We start from the raw sequence: 23,742 nt of genomic DNA on the forward strand, positions 1-23,742 counted from the left end.
TAGCCTCTTAGTCTTCCTGTACACTGTATTTTTTATCAAGCGCATTCATGCGAGCGACATACACGAAGATCAACACCACGAAGGTATAAATAGACCCTTGCTGTGCAAACCAAAATCCCAATTTGAATCCTGCAAATTGGATGGTATTAAGTGCATCGACAAATAAAATGCCCGCACAGTAAGACACCACGAACCAAATGGTCAGTAGTGTCGCCATAATGCCTAGGTTTTCCTTCCAGTAGGCTTGGGCATGTTTGTCAGATTCAAACGCCATGGCCATTCTCCTTTGTTTTACGTAATTATGTTCACTGAATTCAGAGTGAACTCTTTTGTTAATAAAACGTTACGAGAAAACAATAGCAGTTGGAGCCGAATGGGGCTTTTCAACTTTAGTCGGGCAGGAATAGTGGAAAATTAAGACCTTAGCGGCTTTTTTGTGAGATGGGTTGGAATAATTTAGCCTAGCTCTGGGTTAGGGCTAGGCTAAGGTCTAATAAGGTTAGGCTAAGGTCTAATAAGGAAATTTCAGCAGGAAGCTAACTTAATTAAAATAGAAGTCTTTTACGCCTAAGAGTAAATTGTTCACCGCAACAGCCGCTAAGATTAACCCCATTACTCGGCTAATAATTGCCGCACCGACATTACCAATGATCTTATGAATACCTGTGGCACCAATTAGTAAGGCTAATGTTGATAATAATACTAGTACCATAACTCCAGCGGTTAAGCTTTGGTCGATAATCGAGTTACGATGGTTATCGGTGAGTAGTACGATCGCCATCATCGCACCCGGAGAGGCAATCGAGGGAATCGCCAATGGATAAACCGCTAAGTTTGCCAGATCTGAACGATTAAGATCTTGAGTTAACTTTGCTTCTTGTGCCGGCTTTCCTTCACCAAAAATCATACTCAAAGCGAATAGCAATAAGACTAATCCGCCGGCAGCTTGGAAGGCTGGCAATGGAATCTGCATCGCCTCTAATAAGATTTGCCCCATCACCAAAAAGAACAATAATACACCGGTTGCAATAGCGACGGCTTTTAAGGCAACTAAGCGCTTTTGTTTAGTAGTCAGTCCTTGAGTTTGAGACAAATAAATCGGTACGGTACCAACGGGATCAATGACGGCCCATAATACGACAAATTGGGTAATTAAAACGCTGATCAAGATGGCTCCTTTGTGATGTTAAGGGTTAAAGTGATTCTTTTGGGGTGATGACAATTCCGACCGTGGTGATTCGCTGATCAACAATATCTCGAATAAACAATGTGACATTACCAAATTCTTTTGCAGCATCACGAATAGGGATACCATCAAATGACTGCATTAATAATTCATTTAAAGAGAGATGGTGTTCTGCAGGTAAATTGATGCCGTAAGAATGATGTATATCTCCTATTTTTGTAAAGCCTTTCAAGCATAGTTCATGATTAGGTAAGCTTTCTATTGGTGTCTCATCTGCACTCGAACAAATAAGGTCAACGAAATCTCTAACATTAGGCTTCATCATGATAAATAGATGATCTTCTGCCAATATTAAAGTGGAACCACGAGGTGGGATGACTTGTTTACCTCTCGTTATCATGGCGACAACCGTACCATCAGGAAGTGCCATTTGAGATAAGCGACGTCCGGCTATCCTTGAATTTGCTCCGAGTCTATATTCAACAATTTCTGCATCGACATCACCTAAGGTGGTGATTTCTAATGTTGCTGCAGGTGTTGATGGTGCAGGCTCCGTTAAACCTAATCGTCGAGCCATGAGAGGCAAAGTTGAACCTTGTATAGTGGCAGAAATAAATACGACGAAAAACACCACATTAAAAATTAACCCAGCATCAGGTACCCCGTACATTAAAGGGTAAATGGCGAGGATGATGGGCACCGAGCCTCGTAACCCAACCCAAGAAACCAATGTGATTTCTCGTAAGTTGAAACCAAAAGGTTTTAATATCGGTAGAATGGAAATCGGTCTGGCAACTAATGTTAAAACCACTGCAATCATTAAGCCTTCAAACCAAACATCGAGTAATGATGATGGTGTGATAAGTAGTCCTAATATCATAAACATGCAGATTTGGCCTAACCAAGCTAATCCATCATGGAATAAAAAAGTACTGCGTTGGAAGACAAAACGACTATTACCAATCACGACGCCTGTAATGAAAATAGATAAAAAGCCACTTCCACCTAAATTCGCACTAATTCCAAATGATAATAAGCCTAGAGCTGCCACCATGACAGGGTATAAGCCAGATGTCGTTAAGTTAATATGATTAATTAATCGGACAGATAACCACCCGCATGCAAGACCGACAGCAGAGCCTATGCCGATTTGTTGGATGAAGAGCATAAGTAAGCCTGTTCCCGGCTCTAACCCATTGACGATTATCTCTAAAAGTCCAACGGTGAGAAAGATCGCCATCGGGTCATTGGTTGCACTTTCTATTTCCAAGGTTGATTTGAGTTTAGGGTTGATATGAATACCGGCATTTCGTAATAGAGAGAATACCGCAGCAGCATCCGTTGAACCGACAATGGCACCAATCAATAAGCCATAAATTAAAGGTATATCAAGAATGTAAGCGGCAGCAAAGCCTGTTATCGCCGATGTGAATAAAACCCCGAGCGTGGCCAATAAAGAAGCCGGTTTCCAGACTGATTTAATTGATGCCATTGGGGTGTTTAAGCCACCATCAAACAAGATGACAGCTAGTGCTAAAGTACCTAATGAATGAGCGATAAGAGCATTATCAAAATCAATGCCACCGGGACCATCTTCCCCTGCTAGCATGCCAACAATCAGAAACATCACCAATACAGGTAAGCCTAAACGTGCAGAAACCTTGCTTGAGAGGATACCAAAGGCAATTAAAATGGCAGCGAGTAAGATAAGTTGGTCAATTATAAACATGCAAGGCACTCTTTTATTAATGGCGTTAGCATTAAAGTACGTCGAGTCGCTAAATTATCTCGATATGTCGCTTAGTTGGGGTGAATTAGCAGAGGACTGTGAATGAGGGTTCACTTTTTTGTTGCTAAAGGGAAAAAAGAAAGCGACCAATAAAATGTATCATAATTTTGCTATTGATACATTTTATTGATCGCGAGTAATGGCTTGTAATGATTAGTTTTCTGTTTCCAACTGTTGCAGCAAGATCACCGCTTGAGTACGGTTTTTAACGTCTAGCTTGCGGAATATTGCGGTCATATGCGCTTTAATTGTTGCTTCTGAGACATTCAATTCATAAGCAATTTGCTTGTTAAGTAAGCCGTCTGACAACATGCCTAATACTTTATATTGCTGAGGCGTTAACGCGGCCAGTTTTTGGCTAAGCTCATTACAAGCGTCATTATTTTGAATAAGACCTTCAGGGAAGAATGGGTCGCCATTGAGTACTTGGTTGAGCGCGCTGTTCAGTTCGCGCATATCGCTCGATTTTGGAATAAAACCAAACGCGCCATGGCTTTTCACCTGACTGACGACGCTAGATTCTTCACTGGCGGAAATGACCACAATCGGTAAATCTGGATACTCTGAGCGCAAGTGAATTAACCCTGACATACCATTTGAGCCGGGCATTTTTAGATCGAGTAATAAAAGGTCGGGTTCATCGACTTTCTTAATTAATGCCAGTAATGCATCGAGAGAGTCGGCTTCATGTAAGTTAGCGCCACTCACCGCCATATGAATAGATTGAAATAGGGCGTTACGAAAGAGTGGATGATCATCTGCAATGATAATGTTGTATGTCGAATCCATGACAATTAGTTCACTGTTAAAGTAACAATGGATTCATTATCAACCTGTTTAGCGCATCTCTCAACCGAGCAAAGGCAAAAGTCTGAACCATATCCGACTTTTGTCTAACTTAGCGCTCTACAGCAAGTGGTTTTGCTTTAAATGTTGAGAGAAGTCATCCGCATTCATAAAACCAGCAATACGAGCTTGCGGAATGTGTTCACCTTGAGCATCCCAAAATTCAATAGTCGGCAGGCCAAGTACCTTCATTTTCTCCATCAAGGCAATATCATCTGGCGTGGCCGCGGTAACATCGGCTTGAATTAGGACAAAATTAGCCAGTTCACTAGCGACTTTTGGGTCGTGAAAGGTGTACTTTTCGAACTCTTTACATGCGACACACCAGTCAGCATAGAAATCAAACATCACTGGCTTATTAGCGGCTTTGGCTTGGGCTAGTTGCTGCTCTAGTTCGCTTACTGTTGAGATGCGGGTAAAGGAAATATTCGCTTGTGATGACTGCGTATGGTTTTGTCCTGAACTAATCACTCCCGCGGTTTGTAAGCCGAAATACGCCGAGAACACTAAACCCAGAATCGCCACGATTCCGACAAGACTTTGCTGCCAACTTGCTTGCTGCATGCTTTGTTTAACATGATACAACCAAGCAAAGCTGATGAGTCCGAGGGTGACCCATAATCCTTGCGCCCACACTTCTGGCAAGATGCGTTCTAATAAGAAAATCGGTGCCGCTAGTAGGATAAAGCCAAATAGGACTTTTACTCGATTCATCCATTCGCCTGCTTTGGGTAGTAATTTATTACCAAACACCGCAACGATAATCAGTGGAATACCCATACCTATGGCTAGGGCATACAGCGCAATCGCACCAGTCAGTAGATCGCCACTTTGCGCCACATACAATAGCGCACCAGAAAGTGGCGCGGTGGTGCAAGGCGAACACACTAAACCGGAGATCACGCCCATAATAAACACCCCAGCTAAATTACCGCCTTGTTGTTTATTGCTTTGTTCATTGAGCCAAGTTTGTAGGCGACTCGGTAGTTGAATGGTGTAGAGGCCAAACATCGACAGCGACAGAAATACAAACACAATACTTAAGCCAATTAATACCGCAGGCGCTTGCAAGGCGGCTTGGAATTGCACGCCTAAAGAAGCCACTACTAGACCAAGTAGCATGTAAGTTAGCGCCATGCCTTGCACGTAGATGAAAGACAGTTTAAAGGCTTTTTTAGCGCTCAAACGACCACCGCCGAGGACGATGCCGGTTAAAATTGGGTACATAGGTAGTACACATGGCGTAAAGGCTAAACCTATACCGAGCAGTAAGAATAATAACGGCGTCCACCAATGTTCAGCGAGTTGAGAGGCAATGTTGCTGTCGGCAGAATTTGTGCTGGTGCTGGTGGTCGCTTGAGCTGCTTGGTTACTTTCTGTTGTTTGACTGCTCGCTAATGAATCAGAAGTAGTTACTGAGCTAGATGGCTGGCCGATTTGATCTAAAGGGACGATGCGCGTTTCTGGTGGGTAGCAAAAACCTGTAGTAGCACAACCTTGATATTGGACGATCAGTTCACCGTTATCGGTGACGCTTTTTAATGGAATCTCGACACTGACCGGTTCAGTGAAAATATGCACGTCACCAAAAAATTCATCGGAATGAAAAGTGCCTTCTGGGATCTTGGCTTCGCCTATTTCGGCATTGTTAGCTTGGAAAGAAAAACGCTCACGATACAGGTAATAGCCCGGCTTGATTTGCCAATCTAGAGTAACCGTATCGCCTTGTTGAATAAAATTGAAAGGGAACGCTTGATCAACTGGCACAAATTGATTGTTGGTGGCGGGCGTAGCGGAATTGGTGAAATCGGCTAAAGGCGCTTGCACTGAGTCAAAATTGGCCGCTTGAGCGGTAGTCGCAAAACCAATGAATAAGCTAACGAGCAAAGTAAATAAGCAACGAATGGCGGCCATAAAATCTCAATAATCCAGTGAAGTTTAGATAAGGTATATAAGACCACACAAAGGTGGTTTTGGTTTCATTGCGCGAGTATATCACAGACATTTATAGCGATTGTAATCAGGCAGGGGAAAACTATAGGCAATAAAAAACGAGCCCGCAGACTCGTTTTTTTGGAGGTGATGTTGCTGCTTTAATTAAAGCAAGAAGCCACCAAATACAAAACCTAGTGCTACTGACGTTGCAATGGTGATAACACCAGGGATCATAAACGGATGGTTAAACACGAGTTTACCAATGCGAGTTGAACCTGTGTCATCCATTTCAACCGCCGCCAATAGTGTAGGGTAGGTTGGAAGAACAAACAGTGCACTTACTGCTGCAAAAGAGGCGATTGCAGTCAGTGGTGCAACGCCTACTGCTAGAGCTGCTGGCATTAATGCTGTTGTGGTTGCGCCTTGAGAGTACAGCAACATAGAAGCAAAGAACAAAGTAATCGCTAGCATCCATGGGTATTGTTGTAGCAAATCACCTGCGAAGTGTTTGATTTCCACAATGTGTGCTGAAACGAAAGTATCGCCTAACCACGCGACACCAAGTACACAGATACAGGCACTCATACCTGAACGGAAAGTTGGCGCAGAAGCAATCTTAGAAGCGTCGACTTTACATAGCAGTACAATCGCGGCAGCAGCAGTTAGCATTAATGCCATGATCGCTTGAGTTAGCACGATGTGTGGGTGAGTAATCACACCAACCGTTGGTGAAATTAGCGTTGCATAGGTCACCACACAAACAATCGCTAGACAGAAGATATATACCGATAATTTTGCCGCGCCAGTCGCTTTTTCGCGTTTCTGTTGGCCTTTAAGTTTGATTAAGCCTTTTGCCATACGATCTTGATATTCAGGATCATCTTTTAATTCGCAGCCTAGGAAGTTCGCGACAAATGCACCAACCATACAAGCAATAAAGGTAGTCGGAATACAAATCGCTAACAGGGTTAAGTAGCTCACGCCAAGTGGTTTTAATAAGCCTGAGAAGAAAACTACCGCAGCTGAAATTGGAGAAGCGGTAATCGCGATTTGTGAAGCAATAACGGCAATAGAAAGTGGGCGAGATGGACGAACACCTTGCTCTTTCGCAACTTCAGCAATAATTGGTAAGGTCGAGAACGCAGTGTGGCCTGTACCGGCAAGTAGCGTCATAAAGTAAGTCACAATCGGCGCGTAAAAAGTAATACGTTTTGGATTTTTACGTAAAAATTGTTCCGCTAATTGCACTAACCAGTCCATACCGCCAGCAATTTGCATTGCCGCAATCGCTGAAATAACCGATGCAATAATTAAAATCACATCAATAGGAATCGAACCTGCATCTAAGCCAAAGATGGTCGTCAGAACCACAACGCCAGCACCACCAGCGAAACCAATACCGATACCGCCGATTCTCGCCCCGAGGTAGATAAAGAGTAATACAATTAAAAGTTGTAATAACATGTTGTTACCTTCTTTAAAGTCTAAAAATTAACCTGAGATGCAGACTTAAAAATACGACAAAAATCCACAATGCACGTTAATTTCCTAATCAAAGTTGAAAGAAAGGGAACGCTAAACGTTCCCTCTATTCGCTTTACAATAATTAGTTATAACGCTTCGCTTTGTATTGAGGATGCATTAGGTTTTCAGGAGAGAAAATTTCGTCTAATTGCTCTTCGGTTAGCAAGCCGCGGTCTAGTACGATTTCACGCACGCTCTTACCTGTTTCAGCACAGATTTTACCCACGATGTCACCTTGGTGGTGGCCAATGTATGGGTTTAGGTAAGTTACGATACCGATAGAGTTGAACACGTAGGCTTCACACACTTCTTTGTTCACGGTAATGCCGTCAACACACTTGTCACGTAAGTTAACACAAGCATTTTTCAGAATTTCTAGTGATTCAAACATACATTGTGCAATCACAGGTTCCATTACGTTTAACTGTAATTGGCCACCTTCAGCTGCAAAAGACAGTGCAGTGTCGTTACCTAGTACTTTAAAGCACACTTGGTTTACTACTTCTGGAATTACTGGGTTAACTTTAGCCGGCATAATTGAAGAACCTGCTTGTAGCTCAGGTAGGTTGATTTCATTTAAGCCAGCGCGAGGGCCAGAAGACAATAGACGTAGGTCGTTACAGATTTTAGACAGTTTAACCGCAAGGCGTTTTAGTGCGCCGTGTGCCATAACATAAGCGCCACAGTCAGACGTTGCTTCGATTAAATCTTCTGCTGGAGCACATTCAAAACCGGTTACTTCAGATAGGTGTTTAACCGCTAGTGCTTGATATTCTGGTGCGGCATTCAAGCCAGTACCAATGGCGGTTGCGCCTAGGTTTACTTCTAGTAATAACTTAGAGATGTACTGTAGGTTACGTACTTCTTCGTTTAGCGTTACAGACCAAGCGTGGAATTCTTGACCTACCGTCATTGGAACCGCGTCTTGTAGTTGAGTACGGCCCATTTTGATCACTGTGTCATATTCAGCGCTTTTATTATCAAAGGCTTCTTTTAGGTACTGAACCGCTTCAATGGTTTTCATAATGCTGCTGTAAACAGAAACACGGAAACCCGTTGGGTAAGCACAGTTCGTTGATTGACTCTTGTTTACGTGGTCATTTGGGTTGATGAAGTCGTATTCACCTTTTTCTTTACCCATTAACTCAAGTGCTAAGTTGGCGATAACTTCGTTAGTATTCATGTTAACGGAAGTACCAGCGCCACCTTGGAAAACGTCTGATGGGAATTGATCCATACACTTGCCTGTATTTAAGATCACGTCACACGCTTGAATGATGTAGTCACTGATATCGGCTGGTAATACGCCAATTTCTTTGTTGGCTAATGCCGCCGCTTTTTTGGTCATAACCATGCCGCGTACAAATTCAGGTACGTCAGAAATAGTGACATTGGAGATGTTGAAGTTTTCGATTGCTCGGATAGTGTGGATGCCGTAATACGCTTCAGCGGGTACTTCACGAGTCCCTAGTAAGTCTTCTTCAATACGGAATTGTTGTACAGGTGTTTCAATAGTTTGTGTAGTCATTGGATGGATCCTATAAGCATGGAACGCTAATAAAAAAATATCTTTGCCTATGTTGCTAGAATCCATTCACTGCATACAGGTGGCTTATCTTTGACGATGCAATCATACCCCTTTATAGGTATAAAAATAGATCATAGATCAAACTTTTCATCGCACAATGGCATCTTAATAAGAGTTTCTGTCTGTTTGCAAATGAATTGTAGGTAAGTTGTAACTTTATCGGTAATCGTTACGTTTTGAGATGGTTAACATTTGTTGTATGAAGTGGGAAAGCATACACTGATGGGTATATTACAGGAGGTGTTTGTGTTTCCGATTTTAGTTATTTTATTTATTTGTGTTCCGATCATTGAGATTGCGCTGTTTATTCAAGTCGGTGATTTAATTGGCTTATGGCCGACTATCGCGATTGTGCTATTGACCGCTTTCATCGGGGCATCTTTGGTGCGTAGCCAAGGCATTCAAACCTTGATGTCAGTGCAATCACGCATGCAGCAAGGTGAGTTGCCAGCGCAGCAAATTATTGAAGGCGTTATGCTAGCGGTATCAGGGGTATTACTACTGACTCCGGGCTTTATGACGGACGCACTCGGCATGTTGGTATTATTACCTGCACCGCGCGCATGGATCGCAAAGCAATTAATGCAACGAGTCAAAGTCAGTTCTTCGGCTCAATTCCATTCTTCATCACAGTTTCATGGTGAAAATCCATTTAATACTTCAGAGCATGATCAGCAAGGAGATGTGTTTGAAGGCGAGTTTGAAAAGAAAGCTGATGAAGATAAGAGGATAGATAAGTAGATTTCGTGTCTAGGCTCTCGTGCGCTACGCTTATCGTTGCTCGGTCGAAAACCGAGAAGCGTAGCGCTCAAGATACGAGCCTCGTTTTTAAACCGCCCCTTCAAACCCCATTTGTCTCCAAGCTTCAAAGGCAATAATCGCGACGGCATTCGATAGATTCAAACTGCGGCTATCAGGCATCATAGGAATACGAATGCGTTGTTCCATTGGTAGCGCTTCAATTGTGTCAGCGGGTAGGCCACGGGTTTCTGGGCCAAATAATAAAACATCACCTTGTTTGAATTCTGCATCCACATGATGACCAGTGGTTTTGGTGGTACAGGCAAAGATGCGGTAGTTATCGCCTTTTTCTTGCTCTAAGTATTCAATAAACGCTGCGTAATCTTTATGACGTTTAACACGCGCTAAATCGTGATAATCCAGACCAGCACGACGTACTTTCTTTTCTTCTAAATCAAAACCTAGTGGTTCAATTAAGTGCAAGTTAGCGCCGCAGTTGGCACATAAACGAATGATGTTGCCGGTGTTAGGGGCGATTTCTGGTTCAAATAAAGCAATGTCGAACATAGTGGTGATACCGTTAGTGGGTGACTTGGGTATTATGATACCAGTCCTCGATCATAAATCGATAGGTAAAATCAGCGCTACCGCAAGGCCACCATGTTGACTACGTGAAGCGTGAATATGGCCACTATGCTGCATAATGACATTGTGGGTGATCGCCAGACCTAATCCTGCGCCACCACTGTGTCTATCTCGTGCGGTAGAGACGCGATAAAAAGGTCGGAAGATTGCATCAAGTTCACTGTCATCCACCCCTTCGCCATCATCTTCAATCAAAATGGTCAGCCCATCATGTTGTAGACTAAAGGTTACCCAAACCGATTGGTCACAGTATCGAATTGCATTACGTACGACATTTTCGACAGCACTAATCAGTAAGTTAGGATTACCAGTGATATGTGCGTTGGGAATCGATTCACAAATCAGCGTTTTTTGCTGTTGTTCGGCTTCAAATTTACCGTCTTCGATGGTGTCACCCCAAAGCTCTTGCACTGAGATATTTTGGTGAATTTGATGAGCATCGATTTGTTGGCGTGACAGCTCTAATAATTCATTGATCATTAATTCTAATCGTTCCGCTTCGGTATCAATGCGGGTCAGTTCTGAGCTTTCACCTTGCTTACGAATCGCTAACGCATTGGCCATTCTTAAACGGGTGAGCGGCGAGCGCAGTTCATGAGAAATATTGGACAATAGTCGCTGTTGTTCGGAAATCTTATTATTAATCGCGTTGACCATTTGGTTAAAGCTGGCACCGGCTTGTTTAAACTCACTTGGGCCTTTTTCTAATTCTGGATCGTACTCGATAACCCCACGCGCGACTTTTTGCGCCGCTTTCTCTAAACGCATTGCCGGTTTACTTAATGCCCATGCCAACCACAGTAACAGTGGAGTACTGATCAGCATCACCACGAGAAGTAGCTGAATGGGTCTATCGAGTAATTGCAGTAAAAAAGGTGGCGGTTGATGCCAACGGATCGTGAAGTACATGTGTAGGTTTTGTTGGGCAATCACAACTGGGACTGGGCCGGCGATCATTGTTCGACCATACAAACGCTGCTGAGGTTTATCTAACATGTCCGATTGAGTAATAAAATTATTCAATGCTTTTTGCTTCATTCCTTGAGACGGATTGAGCCAGCGATCGTCAGTGTTAGTGAAGTAGTAATTGAGACGGCCTTTATCGACGTTGTGCATTTTTATATGCATCATCGCTTGCTTGAGTGAAGAAGCGTTTTGGTAGGTTTTCGTCAGATCTTGTCCGGTTTGCTTCATTTCTTTTAATGGCTCAGCCGGAATATCGTGAAGTTGTCTAGGGTCGAGTTGAGAAGCGGCAACCACGGCAATTAATACCAATAACATGGTTAGCCAGAATATGGCAAAAATACGACCGTATAAGCTAGAAAACTTAGGTAAATTCATTATTGATCCTCAACCATAAGGTAGCCTTTACCACGTAAGGTTTTGATTAAGGTTTGCTCATGGTGTTCAGAAAGTTTTTTGCGTAAGTTTGAAACATGCATATCAATCGCGCGATCAAAAGGACTGAGGCGCTTACCTAGTACTTCCAAGCTTAAATCTTCTTTACTAATGGATTCACCCATGTGACTTAAAAAGTACTCTAATAACGTAAATTCGGTGGTGGTGAGATCTAACAATGTGCCTTGATAGTAGGCTTCTTGTTTACCCGGAAATACTTGCAAACCATGAGGCGTGCTCGTTTCTGTTGGCTCAGGTTTATTAGGTTGAGTACGGCGTAAAATAGCGCGAATACGTGCCATTAATTCACGATCACTAAACGGTTTAGGTAGGTAGTCATCCGCACCGAGTTCAAGGCCAATCACTCGGTCGACTTCTTCACCTTTCGCGGTCAGCATTAATACTGGGGTTTGCCACTGCTGCCTAAGTTGCTTAAGCATTTCCATACCGTTCATTTTCGGCATCATAATATCCAGCAAGATCAGATCTACACTGCTATCTATTGCTTGTAGGCCATCAATACCATTGTGTGCTTGTGAGATGGTAAAGCCTTCTAACGTTAGAATATCCTCAAGCAATGCAGTGAGTTCAGTATCATCATCAACTAATAGAATGTGGGTCATAAGGCGCCTTTGAAAAAGATAGAGAGCAAATAATGATTATTGGATATTTTAGCATTATCTCTGTTTCTGACAGAAAAACGACTAATTTGACAGCGATTTACATTGTTTTACGTAACCAATACACCCTTTTACATTGCAAGGTCTATTCTATTTGTTATCGAGCGCTAACCAAGAAGTAGCAGCTCAACTTATCCATAATAAAAAGGTAACGTGTTATGAAATCATTTATGAAAAAGTCTCTTGTTGTTTTAATCGCTGCACCACTAGCACTGGGTTCTATGTCTGCATTAGCGGCGCCTCATGGTGGTCAACAGCATGGCGGTAAGCATGAGCAACAATGTGGCATGGGAATGGAACGCGGTATTTGGAATAAATTAGACTTAACTGACGCTCAAAAAGATCAGTTAAAAGAATTACGTCAGCAAGATCGTCAAGCGATGAAAGAAGGCTTTAAAGCTCATAAAGGTGAAATGAAAGCCAACCACGAGAAAATGCAACAGTTAGTGATGGCGGATGATTTTGATCAAGCAGCTGTAACGAGTCTTGCTCAAGACATGGCAAATCAACGTGTAGAAGGCCAAGTGAAAATGGCTAAATCACGCCATGATATGTTTAGTGTGTTGACGGCAGAGCAAAAAGAGCAATTTACTAAGCTGTCTGGTGAGCAACACCAACAGTGCATGGAAAAGTGGGAAAAAATGAAAGATCGTATGGACAAAAAAGGTCCTAAGGCTGAGTAATCTATAATCTAGATTATATTATTGAAAGGCGACCTATTCGGTCGCTTTTTTTGTACTAGATAGTATTCGAAATTAGATATCGCTAAAAAAGAAAAACCCCGAGGGCAAAAGCCCATCGGGGTTATAGTCTTACTCGCAGCAATCCGGCTACTAATAGTGCTCCATGCATCAAATCCTTGATAGCAGTGCTGTGTCCTTCAGCGTATTCCTTTTCATCGCCATCCTAGCGGTGTCCTTGGCCTTATCCTAGCCAGCTAATTCATCCTAATTAGCGCGCATCACTTGTTCCATGAGCGGTGTCCATTCACATCATCCTGATGTGTGTTCCATGCCTCAATCCTGAGGTGTCCATTGTCTTTCCTTAGTCATTACCATCCTAGTAATGATTGCGTCCATTCAATGTCCGTTTGCTCCATGCTGATTACTAATCCTAAGTAACCAAATCTTCGTCCTGAAGATGACCTATCCTTGGGTCTTTCCTGTTCCTGTCAGCATCCTTCCGACAGGGTTAATATTACGCATAAACCGAAACGGAACAATGGTGTGAGTTCAAATTATTTTATGAAAAATAACACAAATATGACCGGTGTTATTATTTATCAATAGCTTAGGTGTTTCTAGGTCAGTTTTTATTGTTCGTTAATGTTAGTTTTCTCACTAATTTGTGCGAGATCTCGCACAAGGGTGAGGTAGTAAGTCTGCATATTAACTTAAATGGCTGATTGCTGAGCTTAGACTACCTCACTGAGTAGTGTGACGGTGATCTCACAAATACTTCAATGTAGGTTGTTGAAGCTTCTAGCGTTGCTGATTGGTTTGGTTTAAATCCTGTGTCAACGTTTCATTGGTAATGTCGATCTCTAACGCTTCTTTTCTCTGCGCCGCCGCCAATTTCTTATTGTTAGAGTTGTTTTTTAATCCATCCCAAGTAAACACAATCAAGGCTGCCCAAATACAAGCAAAGGTAATGATTTTATCGGCCGTAAAGGCTTCGCCATACACAAACACCGCCAAGATAAACATTAAGCTTGGGCCGATGTATTGAATAAAACCTAGAGTAGCCAGGCGTAGACGGACTGCCGCCCCAGCAAAGCATAATAAAGGCAAGGTAGTGACAATACCGGCAGAAATCAGCAACACATTAAGAGTCAGACTATTGGCGCCTAAGTGACTAGTTGCAGTATCGGCGATAGCAAACAAGTAAAGAAATGCGATAGGTAGTAGCACTAAGGTTTCAATAAATAACCCAGTAAAGGCATCCAAATTGACCTTTTTACGCAATAAGCCATACACGCCAAATGTGAGCGCCAGCATGATGGCAATGATTGGCACTGAGCCAAATACGACCAATTGCACTAGCACACCCATAGTCGCCAGCGCGACTGCAAACCATTGCAGTTTACGTAGCTTCTCACTTAAGAAAATCATGCCTAGCAGAACGTTAAATAACGGATTGATGTAATAGCCTAGGCTGGCATCGAGCATGTGACCAATGCTGATCGCCCAAATAAACACTAGCCAGTTAGCGCCAATTGTGACCGAAGTGATCAATAAATAAATGACTTTGGTTTTAGATCGTAATGTCTCTTTGACGGTTGGCCAGCCGTTAGTGAAATACAGTAATGCCGCAAGAAAAACAAAAGACCAAATGATGCGATGACAAAGGATTTCAAAAGGGGGCACATCACCAAGGGCTTTAAAGTAGATCGGGGCAATTCCCCACATCAAGTAGGCAAGAACGGCAAGTAGAACGCCTTGCTGAGTTCGTTTTAATTCATCATCCATAACGGCTTATCTTTTTATTATTAGAAAGGTCGGCAAGTATAAAATCAGGCAAGAGATTTACCTAATGAATTACGGGAATAAGTAAATTGCCCGATCCTCATGTTTCAATCATACCCAAACAACACTACAATGGGCGGCTGATTTTTAGGTTCACTTTTTGTATTGAGATAGGCATGCCCACCACTGACGCTGCACAAGTGCATTCGCATTCAACACCGACACCAGCTCAAACTCTGCAAGATGTGTTTGGTTATCAGCACTTTCGTGTTGGTCAGCAAGAAGTGATCGACAGTGTGCTTGCTGGACAAGATAGCTTAGTGATTATGCCAACCGGTGGCGGCAAGTCTCTGTGTTATCAAGTTCCCGCTTTGCTGCATTCTGGTCTTACTATCGTTATTTCCCCTTTAATTTCCTTGATGAAAGACCAAGTCGACCAACTAAAAGCCAATGGCGTGGCGGCAGAATGCATCAATTCCAGTATGGAAAGAGAGGAATTGATTCGGGTTTATAACCGTATGAACAACGGTCAACTGAAGATGGTTTACATCTCACCCGAGCGCATCTTAAGCCGAGACTTTAGTGAACGATTAGAGCATCTTCCGATCAGTATGATTGCGGTAGATGAAGCGCATTGTATTTCTCAATGGGGGCATGATTTTCGCCCTGAATACGCGCTACTTGGTCAATTAAAGCAGCGTTTTCCTCATGTTCCTGTGATGGCGTTAACCGCCACTGCCGATGATGCAACTCGTAAAGACATCATTTCTCGCCTACAACTGAATCAACCTTTGGAATATTTGGGTAGCTTTGACCGACCGAATATTCGTTACACCTTATTAGAAAAACATAAGCCGGTTTCGCAAGTGATCCGCTACCTTGCCACCCAAAAAGGGCAATGCGGCATTATTTATTGTGGCAGCCGTAAAAAAGTCGAAATGGTGACGGAAAAACTGTGCAATAACCATATTCGTGCCGCAGGCTATCATGCTGGTATGGATAACGATGAACGCGCTTATGTGCAAGAAGCCTTTCAAAAAGACGACATTCAAATCGTCGTTGCCACAGTAGCGTTTGGTATGGGCATCAATAAGCCAAACGTGCGTTTCGTTCTGCACTTTGATATTCCGCGTAACATTGAATCTTATTATCAAGAAACCGGACGTGCCGGGCGTGATGGCTTGCCGGCAGAGGCGGTGATGTTATATGACCCAGCAGACATGGGCTGGCTGCGTCGTATGTTGGATGAAAAAGATGATGGTCCGCAAAAACAAGTGGAAAGCCATAAACTCAATGCGATGAGTGCTTTTGCGGAAGCGCAAACCTGTCGTCGCCAAGTACTACTAAATTACTTTGGCGAATATAGCCACAAAGCTTGCGGAAACTGCGATATCTGCCTAGATCCACCGAAGCATTTTGATGGCACTGAAGCGGCGCAAAAAGCGTTGTCGTGTGTTTATCGAGTCAATCAAAGCTTTGGTGTCGGTTATGTAGTTGAAGTATTGCGCGGCATGCAAAATATTCGAGTGCGCGATAACGGTCACGATAAGATCAGTACTTATGGTATTGGCAAAGAACACAGCCATGATTATTGGGTCAGCATCATGCGCCAATTGATTCACAAAGGGTTGCTCACACAAAACATTACCCGTAACTCTACCTTGCAGCTAACCGAAGAAGCGCGTCCTTTATTACGCGGTGAAATGTCGATTGAACTGGCGGTGCCGCGTCTAGATACCGCAGTACGTTCCGCTAAGAACGACAAACTGGTGACAAAAAATTACGATAAGAAATTATTTGCCAAGTTACGTAAACTGCGTAAAGCGATTGCCGATGAAGATGGCTTGCCGCCTTATGTGGTATTCAGTGACGCGACCTTAGTTGATATGGCGGATATTCTACCGACTTCCTATGGTGAAATGCTGGCAGTGAATGGGGTTGGGCAACGTAAATTAGAAAAATACGCCGATGCATTTTTAGATGTGATCCAAGAACATTTAACCAATGGGGAAGGGTAGGTTATGGTTAAATACAGCTTAAGAGAGTTTGATGCACAGGCCGGGCGAGTTATCTTGTTGAACCCTAGGTTTGATTATGACTCCTTTCCAGCATTAGGCTCAGAGTTGGTGAAGCTGTTATCGGCTTCTATTATTGAAAAGCAAAATGATGCCGATCTGCATTCATGGTTAATCGACTTTGAAGGCTGCCAGCTATTTTTACGTGCTGAACACTATTCCGAAACCATCTGGCTAGAAGCTATGGCACCTAATCAAGCAGATGAAGAGCTGCAATATCTAGCGAAATTATTTGCCATGGGAATAGGGTAGTTAGGTTTCTAGTTGCTAGTCATGCTGCGCTTCTAGTTGCTAGGTGGTGGGAGTGGAGTACTCATTTGTCATAACGGTAATGTTTAGCTTGCTTTGATTCTTTGAGAAATAAAGAATCCCCCGAGACCCGAGACCCGAGACCCGAGACCCGAGACCCGAGACCCGAGACCCGAGACCCGAGACCCGAGACCCGAGACCCGAGACCCGAGACCCGAGACCCGAGACCCGAGACCCTAACATATTGTTTGAAAACTGAACAGTTGAAGTGGACGATCATTTCTGTATAATCGCTCGCCTTAATATCTGACTAATTAGTCAAATATCGAATATTATTCATTTGCAATTATGGGTTCCCTCGCCCCCATATATTAAAAAAAGGTCACAATATGACTCGTTTAAAATCTGCTTCGCAGGCGGCATTTTCGTCTGTTCAATATACTAATCAACAACAAAACAAAGCACTGTTTTGGTTGGTTATCTTCCATTTGGTGGTGATTGCATCTAGTAATTACTTAGTCCAAATTCCTTTTACCATCTTTGGTTTGCACACCACTTGGGGCGCATTCACTTTTCCGTTTATCTTCCTTGCCACTGATCTAACAGTACGTATTTTTGGCGCAGGTATGGCACGTAAAATCATCTTTTGGGTGATGTTGCCAGCACTGGCTATCTCTTATGTGTTATCGGTGATGTTCTTTGAAGGCAAGTTCCAAGGAATGGCTCAATTAGGCGTGTTTAACTTGTTTGTTGCCCGTATTGCGATAGCTAGCTTTATGGCGTATTTGCTTGGCCAAATTTTGGATGTGCATGTTTTTAACCGCTTACGTCAGTTAAAACAATGGTGGGTTGCGCCAACCTGTTCAACCCTATTTGGTAATGCACTTGATACCATCGCTTTCTTCTCTATTGCTTTTTATATGAGTAGCGATCCATTTATGGCGGAACATTGGACCGAAATTGCCTTGGTTGATTACAGTGTGAAACTGATTATTAGCTTAGGTTTGTTTGTGCCTATGTATGGTGTACTACTTAATTACTTAATGAAAAAGCTCACCACGGTAGCTAACGTTTCCTCTCAACAGGAAGTGAATGCGTAAGCGTGATTCGTTGCTCGGGCGCTCCGCTGCTTGTTTCTCGGAAAAGATGGCGACGAAATGTCCGAGCGCTTCGTTTTGTATTGGGGGTAGCTAAACAAATATCCTCCGCTCTTCCGCACTACGAGAAGTGAAACGGCCTAATACCGAGTAACGTCCCATCTTCTTCCCTAGAAACTCCCAACACACAACAAAAAATCTTTTTGGCTCTCGAGCGAAGCGTCCACGTATCTCGTTCCAATCTTTTTGCTCTACCTAGCTCCGGGCGGTGAAACACCCGAGAAGCGCAACATCTTTCTTATAAATTTGAAGCCTATTTTCTTTTTCGAGTTACGAGCAGCGTAGCGCCCGAGCCCCGAGTAACGATATAATCCATCTTCATGTGAAAATAAAATATACTTAAATATCAATAGCTTAATTTTTCGGTCTAACTTTTTTAAAATTAAATGATACTTTTTCTCATTTAGGGGTTGATCATTTAATGAGAATGATTATTATTAACTACGTCGAAGGGGAAAAGAGAATCAAACGCAACAGCATGAGATTCTTGGCTTCTTTAAGACACGACATTGCTCACATTGCTTCCAGTGTATTTAAGCTTTCGTGGTAGGTGCATCAAGTATTACATCTAGCCACTTTTTGCTAAGCGACGCCCACTCGGTGTCGCTTTCTTTTTGCCTATGATTTAGTGAGCTGACTTTAGCTATCGTTATTATTGTCAATTAACATAGGATCCATTGTGATTAATTGTTTTCCACAAAAGATCCTTGCGCTGCTTTTTATCCCACCATGATCAAATAAACTATAACTTGTTGTTTATAAATAAGTAATGTTATTTTTTGTTAATGATCTTGATTTTTGTGAAATTTCATTTGAAAAGTTAACAACAAAGTTATCCACAGCTGGTTAATATCTAGAACCGACATATAAATAGATTCATTTAGTCAGACGTGGCATTCTAGGCGGATCGTATGTTTCTCATCAGCTTGGGTACTAGACACTATGGCAACAATCGCTGACAACTCCTTGATTCTTATTGATGGATCTTCTTATTTATATCGCGCCTTTCACGCTTATCCTGAAAGTATGAATAACGGCAACATTCAAACCAATGCGGTGTACGGTGTGGTTAACATGCTACGCAGTATGATGAAGCAGTTTTCTTCTGAGCGTATTGCGGTGGTTTTTGATGCCAAAGGTAAAACCTTCCGCGATGATATGTACTCTGAATATAAAGCCAACCGTCCTTCGATGCCGCAAGAGTTACGCGATCAAATTGAGCCTTTGCACAACATTATTCGTGCGATGGGTTTGCCGCTAATTTGTGTGCCGGGTGTTGAGGCGGATGATGTGATTGGTACTTTGTCTTCACAAGCTTCTAAGCAAGGCATGCCTGTATTAATCAGCACTGGCGATAAAGATATGGCTCAGCTGGTGGATGATAATGTCACGCTGATCAATACCATGACCAATGTGGTGATGGATAGAGAAGGGGTGATTGAAAAGTTTGGCTTACCACCTGAACTTATTATCGATTATTTAGCCTTGATGGGCGATAAAGTCGATAACATTCCGGGCGTTCCGGGTGTCGGTGATAAAACCGCAGTTGCTTTGTTGCAAGGTCTAGGTAGTTTAGAAACCATTTATCAAAATTTAGATAAGATCGCTGATCTTTCTTTCCGTGGTTCGAAAACCATGGCGAAGAAGTTGCTTGAGAATAAAGAAAACGCGGATCTTTCTTATTTGCTAGCTACCATCAAGCTGGATGTGGATCTCGATTGTCAGCCACAAGATCTTTGCAAAGCCGAGCCAAATAAAGATGAGCTGATGAAGCTATTTGGTGAGCTAACCTTTAAATCTTGGTTAAACGAGTTACTTGAAGGCGGTGACGGTAAAATTGCGGCAGTTGATGGGCTAGCACAAGTCAAAGCAGAACAACGCGGCGGCGCGAGTCAAAGTGCCACTAAATCTGCGACCACCGCAGATGCGCTTGAAGTCGATATGAGTCCTGCCAATATTGATCGCAGCAATTATGAAATCATTTTTGACCAAGAAACCTTCCTCGCTTGGTTAGATAAATTGAAAGCTTCGGATGTGTTTGCTTTCGATACTGAAACCGATAGCTTGAATTACATGGAAGCCAACTTGATTGGTTTGTCGTTTGCAGTTGCCGAAGGCGAAGCGGCTTATGTGCCGGTTGCCCATGACTACCTTGATGCGCCAGCACAGCTAGATCGTAATTGGGTACTTGAGCAACTGAAACCGATTCTCGAAGATGATTCACAAGCCAAAGTAGGCCAGAACCTGAAATACGATGCTAGCGTGCTCGCACGTTATGACATCGAGATGAAAGGCATTCGCTTTGACACCATGTTAGCGTCTTACGTGTTTAATAGCGTTGGTGGTAAACATGATATGGATAGCCTAGCGTTCCGCTTCCTACAACATAACTGCATTTCTTTTGAATCACTGGCAGGTAAAGGCAAAAAGCAACTGACCTTCAACCAATTAGATATTGAAGAAGCCGGCCCTTATGCGGCGGAAGATGCCGATGTGACATTACGTTTGCATAACCGTTTGCAAGCCGCTTTAGAGCAAGATGCCGGTTTGAAATCTATCTATCAAGATATTGAAGTACCTCTAGTACCAGTAATTTCACGTATTGAACGTACCGGTGTAATGATTGACGACATGCTATTGAATGCTCAATCAAAAGAGTTAGAAGCACGTCTTGAAGAGCTAAAAGCCAAGGCATTTGAGTTGGCTGAGCAGGAATTCAACCTTAACTCACCAAAACAATTACAAGCGATTCTATTTGAGAAAATGGGTTTGCCAGTGGTGAAGAAGACTGCCTCTGGCGCACCATCTACTAATGAAGAAGTGTTGCAAGAGCTGGCATTAGACTACCCGTTACCTAAGCTGATTTTAGAAAACCGTGGTCTGGCTAAATTGAAATCAACCTACACCGATAAACTGCCTAAGATGATCAACCCGCAAACGGGGCGTGTGCATACTTCATATCATCAAGCGGTTACTGCGACTGGGCGTTTATCATCAACGGATCCAAACTTGCAAAATATTCCAATTCGTAATGAAGAAGGTCGCCGTATTCGCCAAGCGTTTGTCGCGCCACATGGTTGGAAAATTTTAGCGGTCGATTATTCACAAATTGAATTGCGAATCATGGCGCACTTATCCGGTGATAAAGCGTTATTAGATGCGTTTGCACAAGGCAAAGATATTCACTCCGCGACTGCCGCTGAAGTGATGGGATGCAGTATTGATCAAGTCACGTCCGAGCAACGTCGCCGTGCGAAAGCGATTAACTTTGGTTTGATTTATGGTATGAGCGCCTTTGGTCTTGCCAAGCAACTAGGTATTCCTCGTGGTGAAGCGCAGCAGTATATGGACGTTTACTTTGAGCGTTACCCTGGTGTGATGCAGTATATGGAAGATACTCGCTCAAAAGCGACGGAACAGGGTTATGTTGAAACCTTATTTGGTCGTCGCTTACATTTACCTGAAATCAAATCAAGCAATGGTATGCGTCGTAAAGGAGCAGAGCGTGCGGCAATTAATGCGCCAATGCAAGGCACGGCGGCAGATATCATTAAGAAAGCTATGTTGATTGTCGATCAGTGGATTCAAGAAGAAGGCAATGGTGATGTAAAACTCTTGATGCAAGTACACGATGAATTGGTGTTTGAAGTGAAAGAAAGTGAATTAGCGCGTATTGAAATAAAAATACAAGAGCTTATGGAGTCTGCTGCGGAACTGAATGTGCCATTAGTGGCAGAATTCGGCCATGGAGACAACTGGGATCAAGCCCACTAAGCTCTTACTGTTTCATTTACATCTATTTCTATGAGCCACCTCACTAGGTGGCTTTTTTTTATTCGAAATAAAGTTTTGATTTTGTTTGTGAATTGGTAATTTTCATAAAAAAGGTGAAAATTTAGTACAGAAAAAGCTTGATCTGAGTATCATTTCCGGTAGATTAATAGGCGTAGGGTACAGAGGTAAGATGTTCTATCTTTTAGACCTTTTGTTTCACGTTATTGGATTAGGCTGTTTCAGCCGCCCCAGTCAGTTTTTGACTGGGGCGTTTTTTCTTGTGGCAAAGGAAAAATAAAATCTATTAACTAGCTGAAAATAAACGTAATTAAATTACCTGCTCTTAAGTTCAATTCCCGTGTTTCTCTTTATTTCGCCTCGATAATATTCTGCTGAGTAACCTCCTGGTTTCTTCATTACAGAGCAAAATTCATTTTGTAGTAAAATAACAGAGTAAATCACCAGTTATTGGCGCTATCAGGTATTTAATTTACCAATGAAAACAAGATTGTGAATTGCTTCGGAAATTCTTTGTAATTTGACTGAAAACTTGCGGATTGATGAGTGTATTTAGCAGGATGATTCTTAGGGCTCAGAGTAGGGAAATCGGCCAATCTTGTGTTTTTTATGCTCTTGGTCAATGCTTAAAGCACAATTAGAAAACCTCCATTTCTCTCCCATTTTCCCCACTGGCCGCCATGCTTTTGGGGATTTCTTTTATTTGGAGTTTGCGCTTCATTTCTGACTGGCTCATCAAGTATAAAAAAAGCAGCCAAAGTTTCCTTGGGCTGCTTAATTAAATACTTAATTGATATTAGCTTTTGCTTACATCATCCTGAATTTCAGGGTTAGTAATGATGACCTCATCTTCAGCGGCAAACTCTGCTGCTAGCTCTTCACGATGTAGTTGTTCAATCATCTCTTCGCTGATTAAGGCTGGAGCGAACCATGAGTCGAGTTTATTACGTAGCTGATCGACGCCAATCCCTTTCAAAGAAGAGAATACATCAACTTGCACGTCACCACAGAAAGCCATTGATGCTTCACGAATCTTTAATAGTTGGGCTTTACGTGGGCCTTGTTTCAGTTTGTCGGCTTTAGTCAGCAGAACTTGAACTGGAATATTCACTTCTACTGCCCAGTAAATTAACTGTTGGTCGAGATCTTTCATCGGATGACGAATATCCATCAATACCACGAGACCTTTTAAGCATTCGCGCTTTTGTAAGTACTCACCGAGTGATTTCTGCCACTTCTTTTTCATTTCAATTGGCACTTGGGCAAAGCCATAGCCAGGTAGATCGACGATGTGACAATTTTCTGTCACTTTAAACAAGTTTATTAACTGAGTTCGACCCGGCGTTTTACTGGTTTTCGCAAGGTTTTTCTGATTGGTCAATCGATTTAATGCGCTGGATTTGCCGGCATTAGAACGACCTGCAAAAGCAACTTCAATGCCTTCGTCTTCAGGAAGATGGCGAATATCTGGGGCACTCGTAATAAAGTGGGTATTTTGATAATGGATTTTTTCCATATTTGTTAACTCCATCTCCACTTTTGTAGAGGAATGATTGCTTTTATGTATAATTGTGTACAATTGGTTTACTTGTCTGGGCAAGACTAAAATAAGTATCCCCAAGTAACCGTTAGACATAGTGTACCATGAACGCTTATGTATCGTGGTAGTGGA

The 23,742-nt window shown here is 42.6% G+C and carries 18 protein-coding genes; 6 read left to right on the forward strand and 12 right to left on the reverse strand.

Going from position 1 to position 23,742, the window contains the following annotated elements; translation table 11 throughout:
* Positions 1-7: 7 nt before the first annotated feature.
* The 7 genes from L3V25_RS14205 to aspA all read right to left on the reverse strand — a co-directional run bounded on the left by L3V25_RS14205 (position 8) and on the right by aspA (position 8,808).
* On the reverse strand, positions 8-274 hold the full coding sequence (locus L3V25_RS14205; protein WP_017026593.1) for a DUF4212 domain-containing protein: 267 nt from the start codon (positions 272-274) through the stop codon (positions 8-10).
* Between the two features lie 267 nt (positions 275-541).
* Positions 542-1,168, reverse strand: coding sequence for a MarC family protein (locus tag L3V25_RS14210; protein WP_192999732.1), 627 nt, complete (start codon positions 1,166-1,168; stop codon positions 542-544).
* Positions 1,169-1,193: 25 nt separating this feature from the next.
* Positions 1,194-2,915 carry a potassium/proton antiporter gene (locus L3V25_RS14215; RefSeq protein ID WP_192999733.1) on the reverse strand — a complete coding sequence of 574 codons (1,722 nt, stop codon included), beginning with the start codon at positions 2,913-2,915 and terminating at the stop codon, positions 1,194-1,196.
* Between the two features lie 213 nt (positions 2,916-3,128).
* Entirely contained in the window at positions 3,129-3,764 is a 636-nt protein-coding gene (locus tag L3V25_RS14220) for a response regulator transcription factor (protein WP_089124716.1), read from the reverse strand.
* Between the two features lie 117 nt (positions 3,765-3,881).
* Positions 3,882-5,726 carry a protein-disulfide reductase DsbD gene (locus L3V25_RS14225; protein WP_237296230.1) on the reverse strand — a complete coding sequence of 615 codons (1,845 nt, stop codon included), beginning with the start codon at positions 5,724-5,726 and terminating at the stop codon, positions 3,882-3,884.
* Between the two features lie 192 nt (positions 5,727-5,918).
* On the reverse strand, positions 5,919-7,220 hold the full coding sequence (locus tag L3V25_RS14230; protein WP_237296151.1) for an anaerobic C4-dicarboxylate transporter: 1,302 nt from the start codon (positions 7,218-7,220) through the stop codon (positions 5,919-5,921).
* 142 nt (positions 7,221-7,362) lie between these two features.
* Positions 7,363-8,808 (reverse strand): aspartate ammonia-lyase, encoded by a 1,446-nt coding sequence (gene aspA / locus L3V25_RS14235; RefSeq protein WP_237296152.1) that lies wholly within the window; start codon positions 8,806-8,808, stop codon positions 7,363-7,365.
* 306 nt (positions 8,809-9,114) lie between these two features.
* On the opposite strand from aspA, the gene L3V25_RS14240 reads away from it, so the two are divergent.
* Positions 9,115-9,609, forward strand: coding sequence for an FxsA family protein (locus L3V25_RS14240; RefSeq protein WP_237296153.1), 495 nt, complete (start codon positions 9,115-9,117; stop codon positions 9,607-9,609).
* 87 nt (positions 9,610-9,696) lie between these two features.
* On the opposite strand, the gene trmL is transcribed toward L3V25_RS14240, so the two are convergent.
* The 3 genes from trmL to L3V25_RS14255 are packed head-to-tail and all read right to left on the reverse strand — an operon-like array spanning position 9,697 to position 12,275.
* Complete coding sequence (gene trmL / locus L3V25_RS14245; RefSeq protein WP_237296154.1) at positions 9,697-10,176, reverse strand: tRNA (uridine(34)/cytosine(34)/5-carboxymethylaminomethyluridine(34)-2'-O)-methyltransferase TrmL; 480 nt, start codon at positions 10,174-10,176, stop codon at positions 9,697-9,699.
* A 51-nt stretch (positions 10,177-10,227) separates the two neighbouring features.
* Positions 10,228-11,595, reverse strand: a complete 1,368-nt coding sequence (gene cpxA, locus L3V25_RS14250) for an envelope stress sensor histidine kinase CpxA (protein WP_237296155.1) — start codon at positions 11,593-11,595, stop codon at positions 10,228-10,230.
* Positions 11,595-12,275, reverse strand: coding sequence for a response regulator (locus tag L3V25_RS14255; protein ID WP_237296156.1), 681 nt, complete (start codon positions 12,273-12,275; stop codon positions 11,595-11,597). Before L3V25_RS14255 ends, cpxA begins: the two co-directional genes overlap by 1 nt.
* 215 nt (positions 12,276-12,490) lie before the next feature.
* On the opposite strand from L3V25_RS14255, the gene L3V25_RS14260 reads away from it, so the two are divergent.
* Positions 12,491-13,015 (forward strand): CpxP family protein, encoded by a 525-nt coding sequence (locus L3V25_RS14260; RefSeq protein ID WP_237296157.1) that lies wholly within the window; start codon positions 12,491-12,493, stop codon positions 13,013-13,015.
* A 798-nt stretch (positions 13,016-13,813) separates the two neighbouring features.
* On the opposite strand, the gene rarD is transcribed toward L3V25_RS14260, so the two are convergent.
* Positions 13,814-14,800: an EamA family transporter RarD gene (rarD, locus tag L3V25_RS14265; RefSeq protein ID WP_237296158.1), complete on the reverse strand. Its 987-nt coding sequence runs from the start codon at positions 14,798-14,800 to the stop codon at positions 13,814-13,816.
* A 173-nt stretch (positions 14,801-14,973) separates the two neighbouring features.
* Here rarD and recQ point away from each other — a divergent pair, with 173 nt between their 5' ends.
* The 4 genes from recQ to polA all read left to right on the forward strand — a co-directional run bounded on the left by recQ (position 14,974) and on the right by polA (position 22,052).
* Positions 14,974-16,815, forward strand: a complete 1,842-nt coding sequence (gene recQ / locus L3V25_RS14270) for an ATP-dependent DNA helicase RecQ (protein WP_237296159.1) — start codon at positions 14,974-14,976, stop codon at positions 16,813-16,815.
* Between the two features lie 3 nt (positions 16,816-16,818).
* Positions 16,819-17,124: a DUF3630 family protein gene (locus L3V25_RS14275; RefSeq protein ID WP_237296160.1), complete on the forward strand. Its 306-nt coding sequence runs from the start codon at positions 16,819-16,821 to the stop codon at positions 17,122-17,124.
* A gap of 386 nt (positions 17,125-17,510) precedes the next feature.
* Positions 17,511-18,221, forward strand: coding sequence for a 7-cyano-7-deazaguanine/7-aminomethyl-7-deazaguanine transporter (locus L3V25_RS14280; RefSeq protein WP_237296161.1), 711 nt, complete (start codon positions 17,511-17,513; stop codon positions 18,219-18,221).
* 999 nt (positions 18,222-19,220) lie between these two features.
* Positions 19,221-22,052, forward strand: a complete 2,832-nt coding sequence (gene polA / locus L3V25_RS14285; RefSeq protein ID WP_237296162.1) for a DNA polymerase I — start codon at positions 19,221-19,223, stop codon at positions 22,050-22,052.
* An 814-nt stretch (positions 22,053-22,866) separates the two neighbouring features.
* On the opposite strand, the gene yihA is transcribed toward polA, so the two are convergent.
* On the reverse strand, positions 22,867-23,586 hold the full coding sequence (gene yihA / locus L3V25_RS14290) for a ribosome biogenesis GTP-binding protein YihA/YsxC (protein WP_237296163.1): 720 nt from the start codon (positions 23,584-23,586) through the stop codon (positions 22,867-22,869).
* Positions 23,587-23,742: the final 156 nt, after the last annotated feature.

Origin of the sequence: Vibrio sp. CK2-1, from assembly GCF_021726515.1 — a bacterium.
In the GTDB taxonomy this organism is placed as follows: Bacteria; Pseudomonadota; Gammaproteobacteria; order Enterobacterales; family Vibrionaceae; genus Vibrio.

What these genes read in the sequence shown, in the direction of transcription:
- L3V25_RS14205 (WP_017026593.1), bottom strand. Translation starts at nt 274, where the DNA reads ATGGCGTTTGAATCTGACAAACATGCCCAAGCCTACTGGAAGGAAAAC.
- L3V25_RS14215 (WP_192999733.1), bottom strand. Translation starts at nt 2,915, where the DNA reads ATGTTTATAATTGACCAACTTATCTTACTCGCTGCCATTTTAATTGCC.
- L3V25_RS14220 (WP_089124716.1), bottom strand. Translation starts at nt 3,764, where the DNA reads ATGGATTCGACATACAACATTATCATTGCAGATGATCATCCACTCTTT.
- L3V25_RS14230 (WP_237296151.1), bottom strand. Translation starts at nt 7,220, where the DNA reads ATGTTATTACAACTTTTAATTGTATTACTCTTTATCTACCTCGGGGCG.
- aspA (WP_237296152.1), bottom strand. Translation starts at nt 8,808, where the DNA reads ATGACTACACAAACTATTGAAACACCTGTACAACAATTCCGTATTGAA.
- trmL (WP_237296154.1), bottom strand. Translation starts at nt 10,176, where the DNA reads ATGTTCGACATTGCTTTATTTGAACCAGAAATCGCCCCTAACACCGGC.
- cpxA (WP_237296155.1), bottom strand. Translation starts at nt 11,595, where the DNA reads ATGAATTTACCTAAGTTTTCTAGCTTATACGGTCGTATTTTTGCCATA.
- L3V25_RS14255 (WP_237296156.1), bottom strand. Translation starts at nt 12,275, where the DNA reads ATGACCCACATTCTATTAGTTGATGATGATACTGAACTCACTGCATTG.
- L3V25_RS14260 (WP_237296157.1), top strand. Translation starts at nt 12,491, where the DNA reads ATGAAATCATTTATGAAAAAGTCTCTTGTTGTTTTAATCGCTGCACCA.
- rarD (WP_237296158.1), bottom strand. Translation starts at nt 14,800, where the DNA reads ATGGATGATGAATTAAAACGAACTCAGCAAGGCGTTCTACTTGCCGTT.
- recQ (WP_237296159.1), top strand. Translation starts at nt 14,974, where the DNA reads ATGCCCACCACTGACGCTGCACAAGTGCATTCGCATTCAACACCGACA.
- L3V25_RS14275 (WP_237296160.1), top strand. Translation starts at nt 16,819, where the DNA reads ATGGTTAAATACAGCTTAAGAGAGTTTGATGCACAGGCCGGGCGAGTT.
- L3V25_RS14280 (WP_237296161.1), top strand. Translation starts at nt 17,511, where the DNA reads ATGACTCGTTTAAAATCTGCTTCGCAGGCGGCATTTTCGTCTGTTCAA.
- polA (WP_237296162.1), top strand. Translation starts at nt 19,221, where the DNA reads ATGGCAACAATCGCTGACAACTCCTTGATTCTTATTGATGGATCTTCT.
- yihA (WP_237296163.1), bottom strand. Translation starts at nt 23,586, where the DNA reads ATGGAAAAAATCCATTATCAAAATACCCACTTTATTACGAGTGCCCCA.